This window comes from Nitrospira sp. (assembly GCA_024760525.1).
Lineage (GTDB): Bacteria > Nitrospirota > Nitrospiria > Nitrospirales > Nitrospiraceae > Nitrospira_D.
This window is the reverse complement of record CP060499.1, coordinates 1,496,012-1,514,204: the sequence shown is the minus strand read 5'-3', so window position 1 is coordinate 1,514,204 and position 18,193 is coordinate 1,496,012. Positions and strand designations below refer to the sequence as shown.

Genomic DNA, 18,193 nt, shown 5'->3' with positions numbered 1-18,193 from the left:
ACAATCCGCGACCACGGATCATCGAGTTAACATTGTCATGTTCCGCCGAGCACTACCGCCTACATCTCTTCTTCTCCTCTTTCCATTCCTTCTTTCGTGTGGTGAGGCGGGCAGTCTGTTCGCGTCAAAGACAGACCCTTGTTCCTTGATGACGGTCGCAGATGCGGAACGAGCCCTCGGTGAACCGGTTCGGGATGGAATTTCTACCGAACCGATGACCTGTCTCTTCCAAGCTCAACGCCACGAAGGCAATGCCGTCACCGTTCAGCTTGATGAAGCCTCCGGCAAGGACCGGCGGACTTGGTTCAATAAAGAGCGCTTACGTCGCGACAGCCTCCTGATACCCGGCTTGGGTGACGGAGCGGTGAGAATCGACTCCTCTCCTACCTTGTCCCGCCTGACTTTTATGCATAAGGATGCACTGGTGACGGTGATCGTCGCCTCGACCAAACAGAATCATCTCGGTGAATCTGCCACTGTGTTGAGCCGGACCGTCGCAACCCGCTATGGAGCGACGTTGACTGCGACGCTCCCACCCACTGCCACCGCGCCTCCGACCGATCACGGAGTAACGGCCGAACCCATCCCGCTCACAGCTCCCGTCGCGCTCACACAAACTCATCCTGTTCCCTCCGGGACTCAGGTCGGGCCCCAGAAAGCGGCCGCCCTGAATCCCGCAAGCTTGATAGGAACGTGGCGCACTCGTGTGACACAGGGTACGGCTCAACATGACCTGCTGCTCATCATCCAGCCGAACCTGGAATGGTCGCTCTCTTCGATGATGCAATTTGAGGGTGTCTTGAACGCCGAAGCAGGGCTGTGGTCTCTCGAACGAGCGAACACCTTCAAGGGTCTTGGATGGAAAGGGACCTACCGCAAGAATTCCCCGAACTCCTTCGCCAGCACCGGCAGCGTCCAGGCGACCTGGACGAGGCTTTCGATCGATCAAGACCCGCCACACATTCCGGCTGAACTGTGGAAACTGCGGCGAGAAGCGACCAGTGTGCCGGTATTCCAACTCAAAACGGTCGATCCGGACTTGGTCGGCGCGTGGGAAGGAACCGGCACCTATGCGGGCGGATCCGCCACGTTCGTGTGGGCGATCAAACCCTCTGCGGCCACGGGCTTGCTGATCGTGGATACGCTCCGTGGAACCGTACAGACCAAAGACGGCATCCCACAACTCCACCCCGTCCAAAAACAGCAACAACGGGTCAGCATCGTTGCCCTCCATGACCATGGCTTTACGACGACTGATGGGAAAACCAATCTTCGATGGAGCAAACTTCGTCCTGAATCGGTAGAGGATCGTCAGCTCTAGCAATCGCGCTCGCCGATCACGCTCCCCCGGAAAGGAACCTTTCTCATGGCGAACAGAGCAGTCGGCATCGGGTTCGTCGGAATAGGCCGCATGGGCGCCAACATGGCGCGCCGACTTCACGAACGTGATTTCCGTCTGACCTCGGTCTACGACCTACAACCAGCGGTTGCCTTGTCACTAGCCGCTGAGCTCAAGATCCATGCTGCGAAAACTCCGGCTGAGGTAGCCGGCAGTTCCACCGTCATTATCACAGTCATCTCCGACGATGCGGCAATGCGTTCAATCTTCTCTGAGCACAACGAAGCCAGCCTTCTTGGGAAAGCCCGAGACCGGCTCTTCATCAACTGCGCGACCCTTTCCCCAGGCGTTCACCGAGATATTGAACGGCTGGTCACGGCACAGGGTGGGACATGCCTGGAAGCGTGCATGGCGGGGAGCATCACCCAAGCTCGACAAGGCACACTGTACCTGATGTGCGGCGGCAACCCCGAGGTCTTTGCCAAGGCGAAGGTCATCCTGGAAGCGCTCGGAACCACCTTGCGATATATCGGCCAGGCCGGCGAAGCGGCAAAAGTGAAAGCACTCGTCAACATGGTGATGAACAGTAATACGGCCGCGCTGGCGGAAGGGTTGGGACTGGGAGCGGCGCTTGGAATCGACCTCACGCTACTGCGCGAAGTCTTCGGCCAAACGGGCGCGGCCTCCCGTGTGCTGGAAACCGACGGAGAAGATATGCAGCAACGCGCGCACGAATGTTATTTCTCCGCCGCCCATGCCGCAAAAGATTCGACCATCGCGCTCGACCTGGCTCACCGTGCCGGACTCTCTCTGCCGGTCGCCCATGCGACCCTGAGCCAATACCGTCGCTTGATTGAATTGGGGAAAGGTGACTTGGATAAATCGGCGGTGGCCGAATTGACGTTTCTCGACCGTGAAGGGCTGCGCTAGCCGCAGCACTTGTTTAGGCATTACCAAGCAAGCGCAATGACACAACGCGCTTACGTGGCTGGCGTGTGGGGAGCGGTTTTGTTGATTGCGGCTTGGCCTATCCCGAAAAGAAGGACCGTACCTGATCTGCCGATACATAGCCGACCAGGAAATCTCCATCCGGAGCAACGATCAATGGAACACCGGTCTGGCCCGTTGCGTGCCATGCCGTTTCCCATTTCTGAGTGGTACTGCGACTGTGCCCGTCAACGTCTTCAGTGAAATGCTCTCCCGCCAACTGCTCCAGGATCTTTGGATCGGAAATGTCTTGTCCTTCACACCAGAAAGCGCGGTATGCCCGTTGAAGAAAATCCATTCCGCGCGCAACATCCTGTCCTAACAACGAGATCGCTTGTTCGATCGCGGCCTGAGTATTCGGTTTACCGCTCGGCAATGCGATGGGAAGACCGGGAGCCAGTCGTTGTACTACCGCCACTTCATGCCGCAGTTCAGCCTCCCACGAACCTTGCCAAGGTTTCATCGATTTCGGCAGATGCGGTGCATGTTGCACTCCGCGCCATTCACAGCGATGCAGCAAATCCATTTGATGCAGCCGCTCATGCTGGGCGTAGCAAAAAGGACAGTTGAAATCGCTATAGAGAACAAATTTGTCGGAAGAAACCATGGCGCCACTTTACAGAAGTGGCTCGCCGGAGTCTACTCTGACATTCACATACGACAGACAAGAGATGCCCAACAAGATCGTCGCTCGGCGTTGAACAACGGTGTTTGGAGGCTCGTCGGAAGCACTGTCGACATCACAGGATCGATGCGGCCTTATTGATCCTAGTCTGCGCCTGCGCATCACAAGTGTCCCGCGTAAGTTGCCATTCTCGATTGAGGGTGAACAGCCCACCTGCAACCTAAGTGTTCGATTCTGCTGGTTGGTGACGGCCGCTCTCAGTTAGTACACCCCAGCTTCTGCTACACTTCAACTAGTCGTTCGCTCAAGTATCAGGCAAAAGGGCCGATATAGTTTTCGACAGGGTGAAAAAGGCAAACCACCCGAGAGGGTGGGACGCAAAGCCGAGGGACCTTACTAGGGACGGAACATGTTCCAGGGTCAGCCTAGCTGCCACACAATCGAGGACCTGACCAGTCTGGATCTCCCTCCCATTCCCCCGGTACCTTCCCCTGAATTGCAGTCGCAACCGATCGGAGGTGCCGCATGATTTCCGCGATCCATACCGCACTGTCAGGCCTGACGGCTTTCGGTAAACAGATCGAAGTCGTGGCACACAATGTTGCGAACGTCAACACTGACGGCTTCAAAAGATCGAAGACGGAGTTTGTCGAAGTACCTACCGGTGGTGTCCTCCCGGTGGTTGAGAAGGACAATTCCGCCGGCCCAACTGCCCTTCGAGACACAGGCAGCAGCCCGACCATGGTCGAGCTTTCGAATGTCGATCTTGGCGAAGAAACGGTGCAACAAATCTTGGCGCAACGCAGTTTCGAAGCCAACCTGCATACACTCAAAACGGGAGATGCCCTGCTCGGCAGTATCCTGGATCTAAGAAAGTAGGAGTGCGACTGATCGGCACGCCATATGCGCGTCGATTTCAACACTGAAACGAGCACATCGCTGACAACCGGCTCTCCGCGCCGGACATAGCATTCGAGTCTCTCTCTATGCTATGTCGGGTCATGACTTCCCCTCGTGTGTTATTGCTGATTCCTCCGTTGACTCAGCTCAATACCCCCTACCCATCCACCGCCTATCTGACGGGGTTTCTTGAGTCTCGCAAAATCCAGGTTGACCAAGCTGACTTGGGCATTGAAATGGTACTACGCATGTTCAGCCCTGACGGCCTTCGATGTATCTTCAGGCAACTGCGCCACTACGACGGCTCTCTTCCCAAGGAAGCGCTCGCCATGATGAAGGCGGAGCACAGCTACATCACCATGGTCGGACCCGTCATCACCTTCTTGCAGGGATGCACTCCAGATGCCGCCTTGCGTTTGATTCAGCCGGGCGTGCTACCTCAGGGGCCAAGATTTCTGGGTCGTAAGACATTCCCTCGGTCTGTATCCGTCGTTGATAGGGCCAAACAATGGGCCACATTCTTTCTTGAAGACCTCGCTGATTTGGTTCAGGCCACCATCACTCCACATTTTGCGTTAAGCCGATATGCTGAACACATTGGACGCTCCGCCTCATCCTTTGATCAAATCGTCACGGCTTTAGCCGAGCCACCAACTGTGATCGATGAATGGTTGTTGATGTCGTTCTGGCAACACTTCGAGCGGGTCCGGCCATCGCTGATCGGTCTTTCTGTCCCGTTTCCCGGTAATCTCTATGGCGCATTCCTTATCGCCAAAGCGATCAAGCAACGCCATCCCGATCTGCCGGTAGCCATCGGCGGAGGCTATGTGAACACAGAATTACGCCGAGTGGCTGACCCTCGAGTGTTTGATTATGTCGACTTCATCACGCTCGACAACGGTGAACGGCCGATCCTCTCGTTGATCGAACATCTCTCCGGCCTCCGCTCCCGCCGATCCTTGTGCCGCACCATGTATCGCGAAGCAGGTCGTGTGATCTATGCCGACGACCCCTCGTCGACCGACTTCACGATGAATGACATCGGCTGTCCGACCTATCGCGGCTTGGCGCTCGATCGTTACCTGACCATACTCGACAGTACCAATCCGATGCATCGTCTCTGGTCGGAGGGCCACTGGAATAAATTGACCGTGGCACACGGGTGCTACTGGAAACAATGCACCTTCTGCGATGTGGGCCTCAACTATATCAGCCGGTACGAGATGACGCCGACTGATCGCCTCGTGCAGCAGATTGAACAACTCCTCGCAGAGACGGGCCGGAGAGGGTTTCATTTCGTTGACGAGGCGGCGCCGCCGGCTGCTTTGAAAGCGTTGGCGCTCGCACTCCTGGAGCGGCGGATCAACATCACCTGGTGGGGCAATATCCGCTTTGAGACCGCCTTTTCACCGGACCTTTGCCGGCTCCTTTCCGCCTCCGGCTGTATCGCCGTGACGGCAGGGCTCGAAGCTGCTTCAGACCGTTTATTGGACAATATGAAGAAGGGTATCACTGTCGATCAGACCGCATTGGTTGCCGCCGGATTTAAAGAGGCCGGGATCTTGATCCATGCGTACCTCATGTATGGGTGCCCGTCGGAGACGATTCAGGAGACGGTCGATTCGCTCGAGCGTGTCCGTCAACTTGTGGCCGCCGACCTCCTTCAATCCGCCTTTTGGCACCGCTTCACCGTCACGGCTCACAGTCCGGTCGGCCTGAATCCTTCAGGGCATGGCCTCCGTATTCTAGGACCTGAGTTTCAGGGCTTTGCCGAGAATGATCTTCTGCATGACGATCGTCGTGGAGAAGCCCCGGCTTGGCTCGGCGAAGGACTCCGGCGATCACTTTTGAACTATCTCGAACGGCGAGGACTCGATCTCGATGTCCGCCAATGGTTCGATTGCGACGTTCCCCGCCCCCATGTGCCGTCCACGTGGCTGTACCGTCTGCTCAAAACCCGGAGAACCGACGACAGTTCATCTGCAGAACGGCGATTCGTGTGGCTGGGCGGACCGGTGACCTGTGCCTCGGCCGGAAACAAATCACGACTCATTCTCCCCGGGCCTCAGACAGATCAGGTGCTCATCCTTCCAGAAGCGCAAGCCCGATGGCTGGAGCAACTGACTAGAGAGGCCACGCCGCAACTTCCGTCTCCTGCCTATCCGCACATACGAGAAGCATTCCGCCTGTTTCCTGGAGTGTCATCGGAGCTGAACGGCTTTCTGACCACCTCTTCGTGGAAAAAGATCCGCGCTGCCGGCCTAGTGCTTGTCTAGCTTCATCCGCTTCATCTTTTCGATCGACTCAGACTGCCAAGTGTGGCTTCCGTATGTCGGCAGGAGACACCTGCGGCAGGAAGACATAAAGGAAGAGCCGGAACCCACGCTGTGGGTTCCGGCTCTCCTTTGAGAAACAGACTTTCTAGTTCACGCGAGCAGCTTAGTATTGCAACTGTAAGGCTACGTGGAACGAATCAGCCTTCTGCACTGCTTGTTCCGGAGCGATGAAGGAGAACCCTCCCACGCTTCCGTTGAAATCCCCGTACCGGTAGAAGGCCGAGACACGGGCATTGTGGCCGGAAATGATATAGTTAACCCCGGTTTCCCATTCCTGCCGCAGGTTGGCGTAGAGTGGGTCAACACTGGTAAACCGCACATAGGGTTGGAATCGTCCGATGCCGACCTGATGCGGGATCAAGTACAAGCCATACACCGTCCAGGAATGGCCGTTGAATATACAAAAACAGTTTCCGAACGCGCCAGCGCCGGGTTCGAAGGCCCCAACACCATAATTCGCAAAGTAGCGCTTGAACTCACCGTTGAACGTGAACACACCCAGGTTGTTCGGCAGCAGCTTCTCAAACAACACATCGACGGAGAGGGAGGTAAAATCCGAGATGTTGCCGGTGACCGGATTCCCCGCACCATCCTTTTGATGTAACACGTTTCCTGAAAGCGCGAGGATGTCTCCCGCGGTTCCGTAATAGGTACCACTCGTGTAGTAGCCGGGGTTGTCTTCGTCATTCAACAGGTTCCACTGCAGACGTCCAGCGTACAACAAGCTGCCGGTGGGGTTCGGACCACCGCGCGTACCCGTGAAGACGGATGCGACGTACAATAGGTGAGTGCCGAATGGATGGATCTTTCCGAAGAAGACGGCGCCGTTGTCACGACCATAGAGACCAGACTGCCCACCGGTCCCGCCATTGGGACCACCTGGGAAGTTTCCGCTGAAATCAGCCGGGTTAAACGGTGTGCGGAAACCATCGTAGGTCGCGTGGTAGAACGGACCGTTCAACTCACCGCGCTCGTTCGGTACCAAGGTGCGTCCGACCCAGAGGTTGATCAGCTCGTTGAACTCGAATTTCCCGATGGCATCGAGCAATCCAATGTTGGAGTTGCCGCCAAAATGATTGCCGCCACCACCGACGTTACAGTTGAAACATTCCGTGTTGAACGTAAACTTGACGTACTTGTGGATCTGCCCGTTGATGTAGATACGAGCATTGTCCACTTTGAAGTCGTTGCTGTAATGGCCCCCTGCAGCCCCCTCTATAGAGTTGAAACTGGTGCGGATACCCATACCGACGGAAATCCACTTGTCGTCGTCGGCCTTGATTGTGCCACCAGCATAGGCACTGGGGAGCGTGGATCCCATTCCAGCCACCAGGGCCATAACGGCGCCAGCAACTGCAAATCTTGACCACCGCCTTTTAAAATGTCCCTTCATACTGTTGCCCTCCCTTGTGAGTAATATGTACCAGGTGCCCACTCCAGCTGAACAAGAAAGTCGGCGGCGAGTATGCCTAAGTCGTCAAAATATAGCAAGATTTTTTTCTCATAGTACCCGGCCAATCAGGCTTCCATTCAGGATTTTCCCTAATACAGACCGAGCTTTCCCCTAGATCTTGATCGGGCCTTCCCCTAATTCGGATGACGAAGCATGCTGCCGACCGCTGTTTATCAAACGACTCTCCCGTTAGGCATACGAACCGTCGGGTATGGTGAGATTGTATCGGCGAGGCTATCACGGATTCTCCGGGGGTAGAATCCTTTTCGTCAATTGATCAATTCATGACATTTACTTGGGTAGTACAATGGAACACTTTGCCGATGGGAAAAATGGCGCAAAGATCTAACGGAGAGGCTCTCGTGGGACGACCAGTATGACGGGGAAAAAGAAGCGAGCGGGGAGGCGCTTGGCGTCTCCCCGCTCGCTTACTTCCGAAAGATGGGCAAAACTTACCGATTGGGTTGCGGCGTATACCGCAAATAAGGCTTCACGGTCTTGAATCCCTTGGGGAAGAGATCTTTCGCCTCGGCGTCACTCACCGCTGGAGTGATGATGCAATCTTCGCCCTCTTTCCAGTTCGCCGGGGTCGCGACTTTGAACTTCGACGTCAGTTGCAGGGAGTCAATCACCCTCAACAGCTCATCGAAGTTCCGGCCGCAGGACGCCGGATAGGTCAATGACAGCTTCACTTTCTTGTCGGGACCGATCATAAAAACCGATCGCACGGTCATATTATCGAGGGCATTGGGATGGATCATGTCGTACAGCGTCGCCACCTTCTTATCCGGGTCGGCAATGATGGGATAATTCACCGTCGTTTTTTGGGTTTCGTTGATGTCGTTGATCCAACCCTTATGAGAATCCATCGGATCGACGCTGACGGCAATGACCTTCACTCCCCGCTTCTTGAACTCCGGCGTGATCTTGGCCATCGTCCCCAACTCTGTCGTGCAGACGGGTGTATAGTCCTTGGGGTGTGAGAATAGGATCCCCCAGCTGTTTCCAAGCCATTCATGAAAATTGATGGTTCCCTCCGTCGTCTCCGCCGTAAAATTCGGCGCTTCGTCTCCCAATCGCACAGCCATGACATACCTCCTTGTGTCGTAATGTAGTCTAAGTAAAATCCGCCGAACTGTTACCATACTGTTTTGCAACACGCGAGCGCAAGAGGGAGCGCACTACGTGTCGAATACCGGACGCTATGATTCATACTGGACGAACAGCGCTGGCCAGCTCAAGTTTTGTGTCCTCATACCGATATGGCTCATGAGGCTTTCGGCGGAGCAGCACATGGACAAGACAGGCGCGTCACGCACGAATCTGCATATATCAAAGGATCCGATGTATTTGATGCTGCGTGAAGGCTGCATCAAGGAGTTCAACGTCAAGAAGGCTGCGGGGGATACATGTGATCTACGGGGATGTGATCTGCGTGGTCTCGATCTTCGGGGTCTCGACGCGGACGGGCTCGATTTCAGCGACTGCTACTTTCGGCAATCCGATCTCCGAGGTATCGACTTAAGCAAGGCGATTATGGACGGTGCCAGTATCAACGCCTGTAAGATTTCAGGGGTACTCTTTCCTCGGGAGCTCAGCGCTTCGGAGATTGAGCTGTCACTCCTGCACGGGACACGGATGCGGTACAACGTAAAGTGATGAAGCTGGCTCAGGTGTCGGCGGTATCGTCCCGCCAGTGAAGCGTTCCTCGTGAAGCGTATCTCGCGAAAATGTTCTTCTCCCTCATCATAACGAGATACGAACGACGTTTGACGAAAGACAACTATTGGGATTCGGCAGACAGCGACAATTGAGTTCGAACCCTTTCATGGCCGGACTCGGCACCGGCCGCATCGAGGAGAGCGACTCGCTCCTCCGTCAGCTTTCCATCTTCCAGGAGCCGATTGCGTACCGCCTCAGCGCGTTGGCGGGCCAGCGTTTCCAGCTCGCTGTTGGATATCTGTACGGCTGCCGCCAATTTCCGCCTCATCTCTTCCACCGTCGGCTGAGCAGACCCATCTGCGGTCTGGTCTGCGGGTTGCACCGGCAGTCTGGCGAAGAGTTTTTCCACCAGACGCTGCTCCTCTTGTGGCGAAAGCTCCTCCTGATCGGATTTCGCTCCACCGCGTAGCGCGAAGAGTTGCTCCCGCAGTTTCATCGTGCGAAGCACCGCACCGTCAAGCGTCGCATCAAACGTTCCCGTGATATCCAGCCGAAGCCCAGTTCGCTCATCCAACGCTTTCTCCAATGCGTCGAGTTTTGCCATCTCACCGTTGACCAGCGAAGCACTCCCGGGCTGAAACTCGATAAATTGCAGATCCTCCTCGCCCCCGCCACCCGGTACGAGCTTCCCCATCAAGGCAAAGGGCGAGGCGACGACTTTCCCCAGCAGATTGAGCAACGTCGAAAGGACCACCTTGCCGTATTTGAAATCCGGATCCTTCAGATTGCCTCGAATGGGCATATCGATATCAATCATCCCCTTGCGATCTTTCAGGAGCGCCACAAGAAGCGGAACGGGAAGCGAGGTCGCATCCGGGCTGTTCGTCTTCTCGCCAAACGTCAATTGGTCGAGATGCACAAGGTTCTCCGCTTCCAACACTTTCTGCGACACCTTGTACCTCAAATCGAGCGACAACTTGCCTCTGGACAGGCCATATCCTACATACTTGCCGGTGTAGGGACTGCTCGGTGTCAGATCCATTCCGCCGAGCGTGATGATGAGATCGGTGAAAGCGTCTTCACTCAATGGGTTGATCTTTCCGGCGATTTTGAGCGGGGCCGCGCGTCCGACTCTGCCTGTCAGGTTGATGTCGGCTTTCTTCAGTTGCTTCGACGACAATCCTTTAATGGTGCCGCCGAAATCCGTGAGACTGGTCCGCACCTTTGGCTCAATGGATAGGTCCTGATACGTCGCAGCCAACTTCACCAACTTGACCTGGTCGATGGTCACAGCCACAGGCTCAGTAGGTTTGGCTGGAGACTTCTCGGCCTTGGGTCCCTTTTGATCCGCTGCCTGATCGCCCTGAGGAGGCGACGCGGCGAGACGTGAGAGGTTGAGTTGCCCGTCGGCATCGATCATCATCTGGATGGACGGTTCTTGCCAGACGATTTCTGCGATCTTCACCGCCGTCGGCTCCACATCCAGCGCGATGTGATTCACATTCAACGCTTTCCACGTCACCACGTTTTCGAAGTCTTTCCGATCCACGATCGCCAGCCGATTCACCGCCAGGTTTCCCTGAAACCCCAGCAAGGGTTCGTTCACATGCTCCTTGGCAAAGTGCGCCGTTCCATTGAGATCGATCGCGCCCTCCGCGACGTCGGCCGTGAGGAACCGATCGAGGTACGGTTGAAAGGGATGGATATCGATGTGTTCCAGTTTGAGATCCACATCGGCACCCAGCGGTTCCACCCCCACCTTCCCCTTCACGTCGATAGAACCCGTCTCATTCAATTTCAGCGACAGATCGATCGGAAGCGGTTTTCGGAACGGAATATGGACATCCTTTACCGTGACGTTCATCGCGTCTATATTCACATGGCCGGGGCGCTCAAGCGTCCGGTCTTCGAACGACGCGCCGTAGTTCTTGATTGCGACTTCGTCGACAGTGATGGACCAGGGCTTTGCCGGCTTCTCTTCCTTGGCGTTTGCAGATGAAGGCTTCTTCGCCGCTTCTCTACCGTCGACCGGAGTAAAGAGCGATTGATAGTTGAGCACACCATCGGTTTCCAGCCACGCATCGAACCTGGCATTCATGGAATGGACCTTGGTGATATCGATGGTCTGTTTTTGCAAATCCAGGTGAATCCCCTCCACATCAAAGGCCGGGATATTGACCACCGGTTCGATCCCACCCCGTTCCACGATTGCCAGATTCCGCAGGGACACTTTTCCGTTCTTTACGATCGCCGCAGGCCCCTGACCTCGGAGATCGAAATGATAGGATGCCGACAGACCAAGCACGCCCTGCGGGATATCGAGCTGAAACTGGTCACGCACAGCTTGATACAAGGTTTGCAGTTTGACCCCGGATAAGCTGATCCTGCCGTCGGACTCCACCGGTTCCAGAAAGATCGTCCCTTCCCACGTCACCACTTCGTCTTTCCCGATCTCCGCCTTGAAGGCATGGGCGTTTTCGCTCCCCTGAGACTGAATGGTGCTGAAGTTCCGCAGCACGATCTGGATCGGGACGACATCGATCAGGACCGGCCTCGGCTTGCTATCATCCCGGTATTCCAGAATCCCCCGCTCGATCTCCAGCAGATCGATCTCCACCGGCATTGCCTTCTTGGGCTCGCTAGGAGCCTGAGTCGGCTTCGCCGCGGCGGCATCCGGCGGCGGAGCCAACGACATCAGATTCAGCGTTCCCTCAGGGTTCACTCTGGCCGCCACAAAGGGCATCGACAGTCGAATTTCGTCGAACGCGATCTTCTGCAAGAACAGCGTGCTCACATCAAGATCGACGAACAATTCTTCAAACCCCAAGAGCGGCGTCTGATCAGAATCCCGCACTTCTAATCCATTGAGTTGCAGAGACAGCGTGAATGGATTGAACGCCGCGTCATGTAGGACGACGGGATGCTTGATCGCCTCGCCGGCGGCTGGAACACCATACGCTTTGATGAGATAGGGAAGCAGGAAGAACCCGACGAGCGTGTAAAGAACAACACCTCCCACTAGAGCGCCGATCACGACACGGAGGCGAAGGAGCTGACGCATACCGGATGGGATCCTCGGAAAGTTAAGATTTCGACCAAAACTATAGGTGACGACACCGATGAATGTCTACTGGGGAATACCCGCTTGCCATGGAATGTATTAGGAAATGCAACCAGCTTCCACGAACGACCGGCAGGTGCCGGCAAAGTATTCGCGAACCTCTCGCCGCCAGCAAGAAGCGTCTGGGAAAGGGTACCCTCACTGCACCGAAGCAGAAGCCGTCTGTCCTGCTCGATGACACGCAGACGAAGCAGTCCCGACGGTTCACCGCATATTCTCATCCGATCGCATCCTCCCCGTCTAGCCTCTCCGTGACCTCCGTTCTATCAGCCGCATGTCCCGAATGAGTCCGCCGAAGCCGTTGTGACCGGTTGCGCTTTTTGGTTTCCCGCTCAATCATGGCTTACGCTTCAGCGGATCACGTTGTGCAATCGTCTTGGACGCAGAGGGGGCAGCGCCTATTTCGAATTTATCGATGATCTGTTTTGCTTCTCTCCATGCTGCTGATTTGGCCTCTCGGCGGGACGAGAAGGTGCCATCAACATGCCCTTCCTGGCACCCCCAGCAGCTTTGTCCGAATTCAAGAATGGTATAGGAGCATTGCCATGTTCCATCGGTCTGACAGAACGGATTCAAATCGATCTGTCGTTTCTTATATTTGGGCATGGGTGTCTCTAAGTGGTCAGCCAGTCCCCCCGCATCGAACCCTGCCTCGTGAAGAGGGGTCGTGACGCGAGCGGTCAGTTGCGTGATTGACCCTACAAACAGTGGGTAACGTGCGACAACTAGGAGTTGACTCTGTTTGGAATACGAATGTTGCTAGGCCCGACGACAGATATTGGAATTCATGCCGTGAGAAAAGACTTCATGAGGAGGCCAATGGTTGGACGGTCGAGAAACGAACATGCCGTGATTTATAAGAAGCACCAGATTGAACTGGCGGCTCGCCAGCAAGAGGATGGGCGATGGGTATGTCAGTATGTCATTATTGAGTTTGGACCAAGGCATTGGCGGTACAACAAGGGCTTCCCTGACGGTCGATTTGGCACCCGGCAGCAAGCCGAAGCCGCTGCGCTGAAACAGGCTCGCCGGATCATCAATTCCTTCATGACCTGAGTCTAGGGGCTGGTTCCTCCCTGCCCCGCCGCCACTTACCTGGCCCTCTTGCGCAGCGAGCCGAAGCATCATTGAAAGACGATCGGGACCTGGAGTCGTCTCGCTGTCGGCATCGGGCACATTGATACCGCCACCGTGGCCCGTTGGGTTGACGCATCGGCGTTGAAATCGACACGCATATTGATCGAAATGCCGGCCCGTCATCGGAATAGCCCCACCCTCTGACGGCATTGGTGCTCCCCGTGCAACCGTGATCGAATCGCTCTGTTGAAACTGGAGAGGTGGCATCAGCGGCAACCCTCTCAGTGGGAGTCGTGGCAGTCCTGCACGCCCCGCACAGGAAGCCCAGCTCCCCAACTGCCGAAGCCAGCGAATCCACGTCCGCCGCGTTCGCGGTCACACCTTTGGCTGTCCCGTGAGTGTTGAAGGTGGAAGTTTTGGCGACGCCCTTGAAGGACATCACGGCGGCCACCGCGGCACTACTATCCCGAACGGCCGCACACACAATGGCAATGTTCGAGCCAGCCAATGTTTATGCGTCGAGTCGAGATGGAGGGTTATGGACGCACCTACGAGCCTGCGTTACGTCGAGCCGAAATTCTCAACGCGAATTTTCATATACTCCGGCACACCACAGCAAGCCGTCCTGTAGCCTGTGGCCTGTCGCTGCTGGCCGTGAAAGAGAGCTTAGGACATCGACGCATTCAGACGACGCTCGCTGTTCGCATCTCTCCCCTGCCCACCTACCCGAAGCCATCAATGCTGAGAGCTTGCGTGAAACCGTGACTCAAACCGTGACCGGTGGTGCGTCGATACAGGCAGGCAATCACGAAGTCATTGATTTTATGGTGCGCCCGGCTGGAATCGAACCAGCGACCCTCAGCTTAGAAGGCTGATGCTCTATCCGACTGAGCTACGGGCGCACATGAGAAGAGTCAATCACTGATGGATTTGGCATTTTGTGCCATTTTATGTGCCATTCGGTCAAGCAATGCAACATCCGGTGTCAGGCCGCCGAGCGACGCCACCGCCGTTCGCAGATGCATGCAGCCCGGTCTGGCATCGCGCAAGGTCATGCTAAAACTCTTGTGCCTCAAGCCTTCTTGAATGTCTGCAACGGGTATCGCCGCTCTGCCACTCGCTTCACTTTTTCACAACCATCACGGGTCTGAGCGGAATCAAATGGACATTGGAGGAAGAAACAAAGGGAACACACACATTTATGAAGAACTCTTCACCATTTCATCATAGAGGTTTCATCTTGGACGTGTATAAGGAGCACAGTCAAACGAAAGAAGGGGGTGCCCATCATGATGTCTTTTATGGAAGTGTACATATTGGTTGCTATCTTCGGAACACTCTACGGAATGTTGCAGCTCGCCAGTCGTTGACGAGTTCGACTCTCAGGGACGAGAGCGCGCAACGGTACCGTGAGTATCTGGGATCCTCAAGGCTCCCTGGTCGGACCGGCCTGGCCCAGTTGATTGAAACACTTCGCCTCTGTCTTTGATTGGCGCTCCGCTCGCCGCCGCCTCAAACCACCCTCCTATTTCTCATGAGACAATGAGAACCCTCTGAGGTCTTTCGGCTCAGAGGCATCCATGTATTCATCGTCCTGTGACGTGGTCAAGTAAAGCATCTCATAAGTTCCTCATCACCATTCCAGTCAGAGTCCACAGCGTGCGGTGAATCAAATTGGATTCAGGTTGAATCTCTTTGGGTTCACTATTATTCCCATTCCTTAAAACAAGAAATAGAAATCTTGCCGCGCACAAACGTGGCAGCAGCGCGACAGTCAAGCTCTCGCGCGAATCTTTGTGTGCGTGTGAATTCGAAGTTGCATGAGTGGCTCGTCCTTTGCTAGTGCGAGCAGACTATAGGGCCGATCAGACCGGAAAGAGATCGGCAAGTGGCAGGGTTCCTTGTATGTAACCATTTTCACAGGAAGGAGGGCTGTATGCGTCTCGCTGGTCTCTTGATACCCGACTCATCACTGATGGGTTTGGCTCAAGGCGTACGCGTCTTCGATAGGTTCGACGCCGACGCGGGCCGAGTCGACGTCATTGCAAGCATTGGATCTCAAGGACCGGCATATCCCTACACAATTCCAAGGAATCGCTGATACCAAAACCAGAGTGTCGACCGAAAGGAAGGCACCATGTGGATGTTAGTCATCATTCTGTTGAACACGGTGCCCGGAATAAGCACGGTCACTTTGCTACAGACGTATCCTACATCCCAGGAGTGCCACAGCGAGCGCGATCGTATCGGCGATGAGATGACAAAGGCCTATCCCGATGACCGTAGCTTTGAGATTGCGTGTCGATTCAATCCACGGGCAGCCATCGTCAAATCGTAAATTCGCAGGTTAGTGCTGAATGGACTTATACGAATGGGGTGGCGCCGAGATATTTGGATCAATTAAAACTGGCACCACAAGATACGGTGGAGAAACATGAGCTGAAACTGGGCCATGGACGTTGAAGGAGAATGCGAACACTCGGAAGGGTTATTGTAGGAAATGATTGATTGGAATAATCAGCAGGCCGTCAAAGAACTTGCCGCCTAGGTTGGAGTTGGGTTGTGGTAAGAAGTAGTTCAATAAATTTGCGAAATTGCAAGTTAGGTGCTGAGGGATGTGGATGACACCTCCCATTTATAGGCCAGTCACAGCATGCGCACGAAGTAAGTCTAGACTGCCGGCAAACAGCTAGGGTTTCTGGAATTCATATGAGAGGAGAAACAATGAGACAAGAAATAAAGTTGTTCGTTCCACTCGGGGGACACTTGTTGTTGGTATGCCTAATTGTTGGGATGATTGCCACATGGTCAGTACCGATCCACGCTGCTACCGTGACGATTACCATTGATTGTGAGAAGGGCACGATGACGACGAAGGATGGCGTCGAAGAACCAGTTCCGCCAGGTGCTTGCCCTCCTCCGCTGTCTTGGCAGCCTGGCCCTCCGCCAAATGGTGCCATTCAGGTGAACCCGACTGGGCCCCTTCCACCTGGAGCATCGTGCGCTACCGGCATGGCCCATAACCGATGCTCGCGTCAGGGCTTCGCATGTGACCCTGGGAAGACGTGTAAAGACACTTGGAATTCAGTTACCAACGCTTGTATGTGCAAGTGCATGTAACGAGTGGAAGTGCATGGATGGCAAGAGGCAAGAGAAGATGAAAAGATACATGCTCGCAAGTGTATTTGTGCTCTTCACATTATCACTGTACGATTCTAGCTCGGCACAGACGTGTACTCCCGATTACGGATTCGCAACAGTTACACCGCGATCTCAAGAAACTGGCCAGTGGTGCTGGGCAGCGACCCAACAGATGGTCATGGAATCCCATGGAAATCAGTATTCAATACCTCAGTGTCTTCTCGTCACAGAGATTTTACGCGGCCAGCGGAGGATTTCCCGCAATGTCCGTAGCTGCTGCGACCCAGAATATATGTTAGATCCAGTTTGTTCTCGCCCAAGTTGGCCGGACTTTCCAAAAAAAAATTTTAATACGATTAGAACACACCTACGACCCGCGCAGGGTCTTAGTTGGGAGGAGATAACGGACCAAATCTGCCGCGGCCATCCGCTTGTTATCACCTTAGAATTTAGCCAAAGTTCACACCAATACGTGGTGGCGGGATACAGAGTGTTGGGAAACGGCAAGCGACTGATATATGTCCTTGATCCTCTCGGGATTGACGAGAGCGACCCGACGGCCACAGAAGATCGCTGGCGATCCTTTCAGTATTTCTATGTTGAAGCCTGGGGTGGACAAGCAAAGCATTCCTATGACTATATTGAGATCTGCCCCTACGAAACCATGATGGATGGTAAGTGCGGATAACAACTTCTGCCATTCTTGCGATTGGTTTAAGCCTCGTACTCTGGCATGGGATTCATATGCCTATTCACTCTCAAGCCGCTCCCACGGCCGACATGGCGGCTGACGAAGGCTTGGCTCAACTGCCTGACTTGGTCACATCGGATACCGCGAAAGGGCTAGGATTCACCTCAATGAGCGAAGCGTCCACAGCGACGGTTGACAAAGCTTTCCCCTTGAAAACCTATACCGTCGATTTAAACGCGTTAAGAAAGTTCAAACGAGGTGATGACGCAGAGAAACTGCTGCTGGACCGAGATATCATCATCTATCCCATTAAGGTCGGCGAGAGAGTACGGTCTTCTATGACTGTCAGTCGATTACGGGATGGGACCTGGGATGTGACGGGATGGGGTGCACCAGGATTCATCGGTGAGTTAATAGATCTCGAAATTCCAGAACCCAAAAACAAAGACATATTCGTCGTAGTCTGGATACCGGAACTCAACCTTTATTTTCTGGGCGAGCGCCAACAGGATGGGAAATTACTACTGTCATCGATTAACAGTCGACCAGGATTAGAATTGGAAAAACATGTATGGAGACGAGCCCCAGACGTTTTTCAACAACTCTCTAAGCTTTTGCCGACTGCAAAGCCTCGCAAGCCCAGCAGCTCTGTCAAACCTCGGGAACCAGAATAATCTCCTCGCATATCATGGAGGTGCAGATGCGACGTGCTAGCAATTTTCGTTCCCTCCTCTCATTAGTGTTCGTTATCGGGGTTCTCTTGTGCGAAATGGCTCCTGCTTCCGCCATACCAGAACCAGATTCTGTAATGGCCTGTGAAGATGATGGTAACGGCTTCATGGTTTTGGTCAAGGACAAACG

Annotated in this window: 15 protein-coding genes, 1 tRNA gene and 1 riboswitch; of the genes, 9 read left to right on the top strand and 7 right to left on the bottom strand. The window is 54.7% G+C overall.

What is annotated here, in order from left to right:
* Positions 1-148 precede the first annotated feature (148 nt).
* Both H8K04_07100 and H8K04_07095 read left to right on the top strand, forming a co-directional pair.
* Positions 149-1,321, top strand: coding sequence for a hypothetical protein (locus tag H8K04_07100; protein ID UVT17301.1), 1,173 nt, complete (start codon positions 149-151; stop codon positions 1,319-1,321).
* 45 nt (positions 1,322-1,366) lie between these two features.
* Positions 1,367-2,269, top strand: a complete 903-nt coding sequence (locus H8K04_07095; protein UVT17300.1) for an NAD(P)-dependent oxidoreductase — start codon at positions 1,367-1,369, stop codon at positions 2,267-2,269.
* Positions 2,270-2,366: 97 nt separating this feature from the next.
* Here the strand turns inward: H8K04_07095 and H8K04_07090 are convergent, their stop codons facing one another.
* A complete protein-coding gene (locus H8K04_07090) occupies positions 2,367-2,933 on the bottom strand; it encodes a DsbA family protein (protein ID UVT17299.1) in 567 nt (188 codons plus the stop codon).
* A gap of 360 nt (positions 2,934-3,293) precedes the next feature.
* Positions 3,294-3,388: riboswitch (cyclic di-GMP riboswitch) on the top strand.
* A gap of 88 nt (positions 3,389-3,476) precedes the next feature.
* On the opposite strand from H8K04_07090, the gene H8K04_07085 reads away from it, so the two are divergent.
* Positions 3,477-3,830, top strand: coding sequence for a flagellar biosynthesis protein FlgC (locus H8K04_07085; protein ID UVT17895.1), 354 nt, complete (start codon positions 3,477-3,479; stop codon positions 3,828-3,830).
* 122 nt (positions 3,831-3,952) lie between these two features.
* The gene (locus H8K04_07080) at positions 3,953-6,127 is read left to right on the top strand and encodes a radical SAM protein (protein UVT17298.1); all 2,175 of its coding nucleotides are present in this window, start codon (positions 3,953-3,955) and stop codon (positions 6,125-6,127) included.
* Between the two features lie 163 nt (positions 6,128-6,290).
* On the opposite strand, the gene H8K04_07075 is transcribed toward H8K04_07080, so the two are convergent.
* Both H8K04_07075 and H8K04_07070 read right to left on the bottom strand, forming a co-directional pair.
* Complete coding sequence (locus tag H8K04_07075; protein UVT17297.1) at positions 6,291-7,508, bottom strand: hypothetical protein; 1,218 nt, start codon at positions 7,506-7,508, stop codon at positions 6,291-6,293.
* A 584-nt stretch (positions 7,509-8,092) separates the two neighbouring features.
* Entirely contained in the window at positions 8,093-8,728 is a 636-nt protein-coding gene (locus H8K04_07070; protein UVT17296.1) for a peroxiredoxin, read from the bottom strand.
* A gap of 256 nt (positions 8,729-8,984) precedes the next feature.
* On the opposite strand from H8K04_07070, the gene H8K04_07065 reads away from it, so the two are divergent.
* Complete coding sequence (locus H8K04_07065) at positions 8,985-9,299, top strand: pentapeptide repeat-containing protein (protein ID UVT17894.1); 315 nt, start codon at positions 8,985-8,987, stop codon at positions 9,297-9,299.
* 124 nt (positions 9,300-9,423) lie between these two features.
* On the opposite strand, the gene H8K04_07060 is transcribed toward H8K04_07065, so the two are convergent.
* Both H8K04_07060 and H8K04_07055 read right to left on the bottom strand, forming a co-directional pair.
* Complete coding sequence (locus H8K04_07060) at positions 9,424-12,363, bottom strand: DUF748 domain-containing protein (protein UVT17295.1); 2,940 nt, start codon at positions 12,361-12,363, stop codon at positions 9,424-9,426.
* A 396-nt stretch (positions 12,364-12,759) separates the two neighbouring features.
* Entirely contained in the window at positions 12,760-13,029 is a 270-nt protein-coding gene (locus H8K04_07055; GenBank protein ID UVT17294.1) for a hypothetical protein, read from the bottom strand.
* 213 nt (positions 13,030-13,242) lie between these two features.
* Here H8K04_07055 and H8K04_07050 point away from each other — a divergent pair, with 213 nt between their 5' ends.
* Complete coding sequence (locus H8K04_07050) at positions 13,243-13,479, top strand: hypothetical protein (protein ID UVT17293.1); 237 nt, start codon at positions 13,243-13,245, stop codon at positions 13,477-13,479.
* An 846-nt stretch (positions 13,480-14,325) separates the two neighbouring features.
* Here the strand turns inward: H8K04_07050 and H8K04_07045 are convergent.
* Both H8K04_07045 and H8K04_07040 read right to left on the bottom strand, forming a co-directional pair.
* Positions 14,326-14,402, bottom strand: a tRNA-Arg gene (locus tag H8K04_07045).
* A 12-nt stretch (positions 14,403-14,414) separates the two neighbouring features.
* Positions 14,415-14,555, bottom strand: a complete 141-nt coding sequence (locus H8K04_07040; GenBank protein UVT17292.1) for a hypothetical protein — start codon at positions 14,553-14,555, stop codon at positions 14,415-14,417.
* A 1,082-nt stretch (positions 14,556-15,637) separates the two neighbouring features.
* Here H8K04_07040 and H8K04_07035 point away from each other — a divergent pair.
* The 3 genes from H8K04_07035 (at position 15,638) to H8K04_07025 (ending at position 18,006) form a co-directional block, all read left to right on the top strand.
* Positions 15,638-15,838: a hypothetical protein gene (locus H8K04_07035; protein ID UVT17291.1), complete on the top strand. Its 201-nt coding sequence runs from the start codon at positions 15,638-15,640 to the stop codon at positions 15,836-15,838.
* Between the two features lie 795 nt (positions 15,839-16,633).
* Positions 16,634-17,329, top strand: coding sequence for a C39 family peptidase (locus tag H8K04_07030; GenBank protein ID UVT17290.1), 696 nt, complete (start codon positions 16,634-16,636; stop codon positions 17,327-17,329).
* Entirely contained in the window at positions 17,320-18,006 is a 687-nt protein-coding gene (locus tag H8K04_07025; protein ID UVT17289.1) for a hypothetical protein, read from the top strand. The genes H8K04_07030 and H8K04_07025 overlap by 10 nt, the downstream gene beginning before the upstream one ends.
* Positions 18,007-18,193: the final 187 nt, after the last annotated feature.

What these genes read in the sequence shown, in the direction of transcription:
- H8K04_07100 (UVT17301.1), top strand. Translation starts at nt 149, where the DNA reads ATGACGGTCGCAGATGCGGAACGAGCCCTCGGTGAACCGGTTCGGGAT.
- H8K04_07065 (UVT17894.1), top strand. Translation starts at nt 8,985, where the DNA reads ATGTATTTGATGCTGCGTGAAGGCTGCATCAAGGAGTTCAACGTCAAG.
- H8K04_07035 (UVT17291.1), top strand. Translation starts at nt 15,638, where the DNA reads ATGTGGATGTTAGTCATCATTCTGTTGAACACGGTGCCCGGAATAAGC.
- H8K04_07085 (UVT17895.1), top strand. Translation starts at nt 3,477, where the DNA reads ATGATTTCCGCGATCCATACCGCACTGTCAGGCCTGACGGCTTTCGGT.
- H8K04_07060 (UVT17295.1), bottom strand. Translation starts at nt 12,363, where the DNA reads ATGCGTCAGCTCCTTCGCCTCCGTGTCGTGATCGGCGCTCTAGTGGGA.
- H8K04_07070 (UVT17296.1), bottom strand. Translation starts at nt 8,728, where the DNA reads ATGGCTGTGCGATTGGGAGACGAAGCGCCGAATTTTACGGCGGAGACG.
- H8K04_07030 (UVT17290.1), top strand. Translation starts at nt 16,634, where the DNA reads ATGGATGGCAAGAGGCAAGAGAAGATGAAAAGATACATGCTCGCAAGT.
- H8K04_07080 (UVT17298.1), top strand. Translation starts at nt 3,953, where the DNA reads ATGACTTCCCCTCGTGTGTTATTGCTGATTCCTCCGTTGACTCAGCTC.
- H8K04_07075 (UVT17297.1), bottom strand. Translation starts at nt 7,508, where the DNA reads ATGGGATCCACGCTCCCCAGTGCCTATGCTGGTGGCACAATCAAGGCC.
- H8K04_07055 (UVT17294.1), bottom strand. Translation starts at nt 13,029, where the DNA reads ATGCCCAAATATAAGAAACGACAGATCGATTTGAATCCGTTCTGTCAG.
- H8K04_07095 (UVT17300.1), top strand. Translation starts at nt 1,367, where the DNA reads ATGGCGAACAGAGCAGTCGGCATCGGGTTCGTCGGAATAGGCCGCATG.
- H8K04_07090 (UVT17299.1), bottom strand. Translation starts at nt 2,933, where the DNA reads ATGGTTTCTTCCGACAAATTTGTTCTCTATAGCGATTTCAACTGTCCT.
- H8K04_07040 (UVT17292.1), bottom strand. Translation starts at nt 14,555, where the DNA reads ATGACCTTGCGCGATGCCAGACCGGGCTGCATGCATCTGCGAACGGCG.
- H8K04_07050 (UVT17293.1), top strand. Translation starts at nt 13,243, where the DNA reads ATGGTTGGACGGTCGAGAAACGAACATGCCGTGATTTATAAGAAGCAC.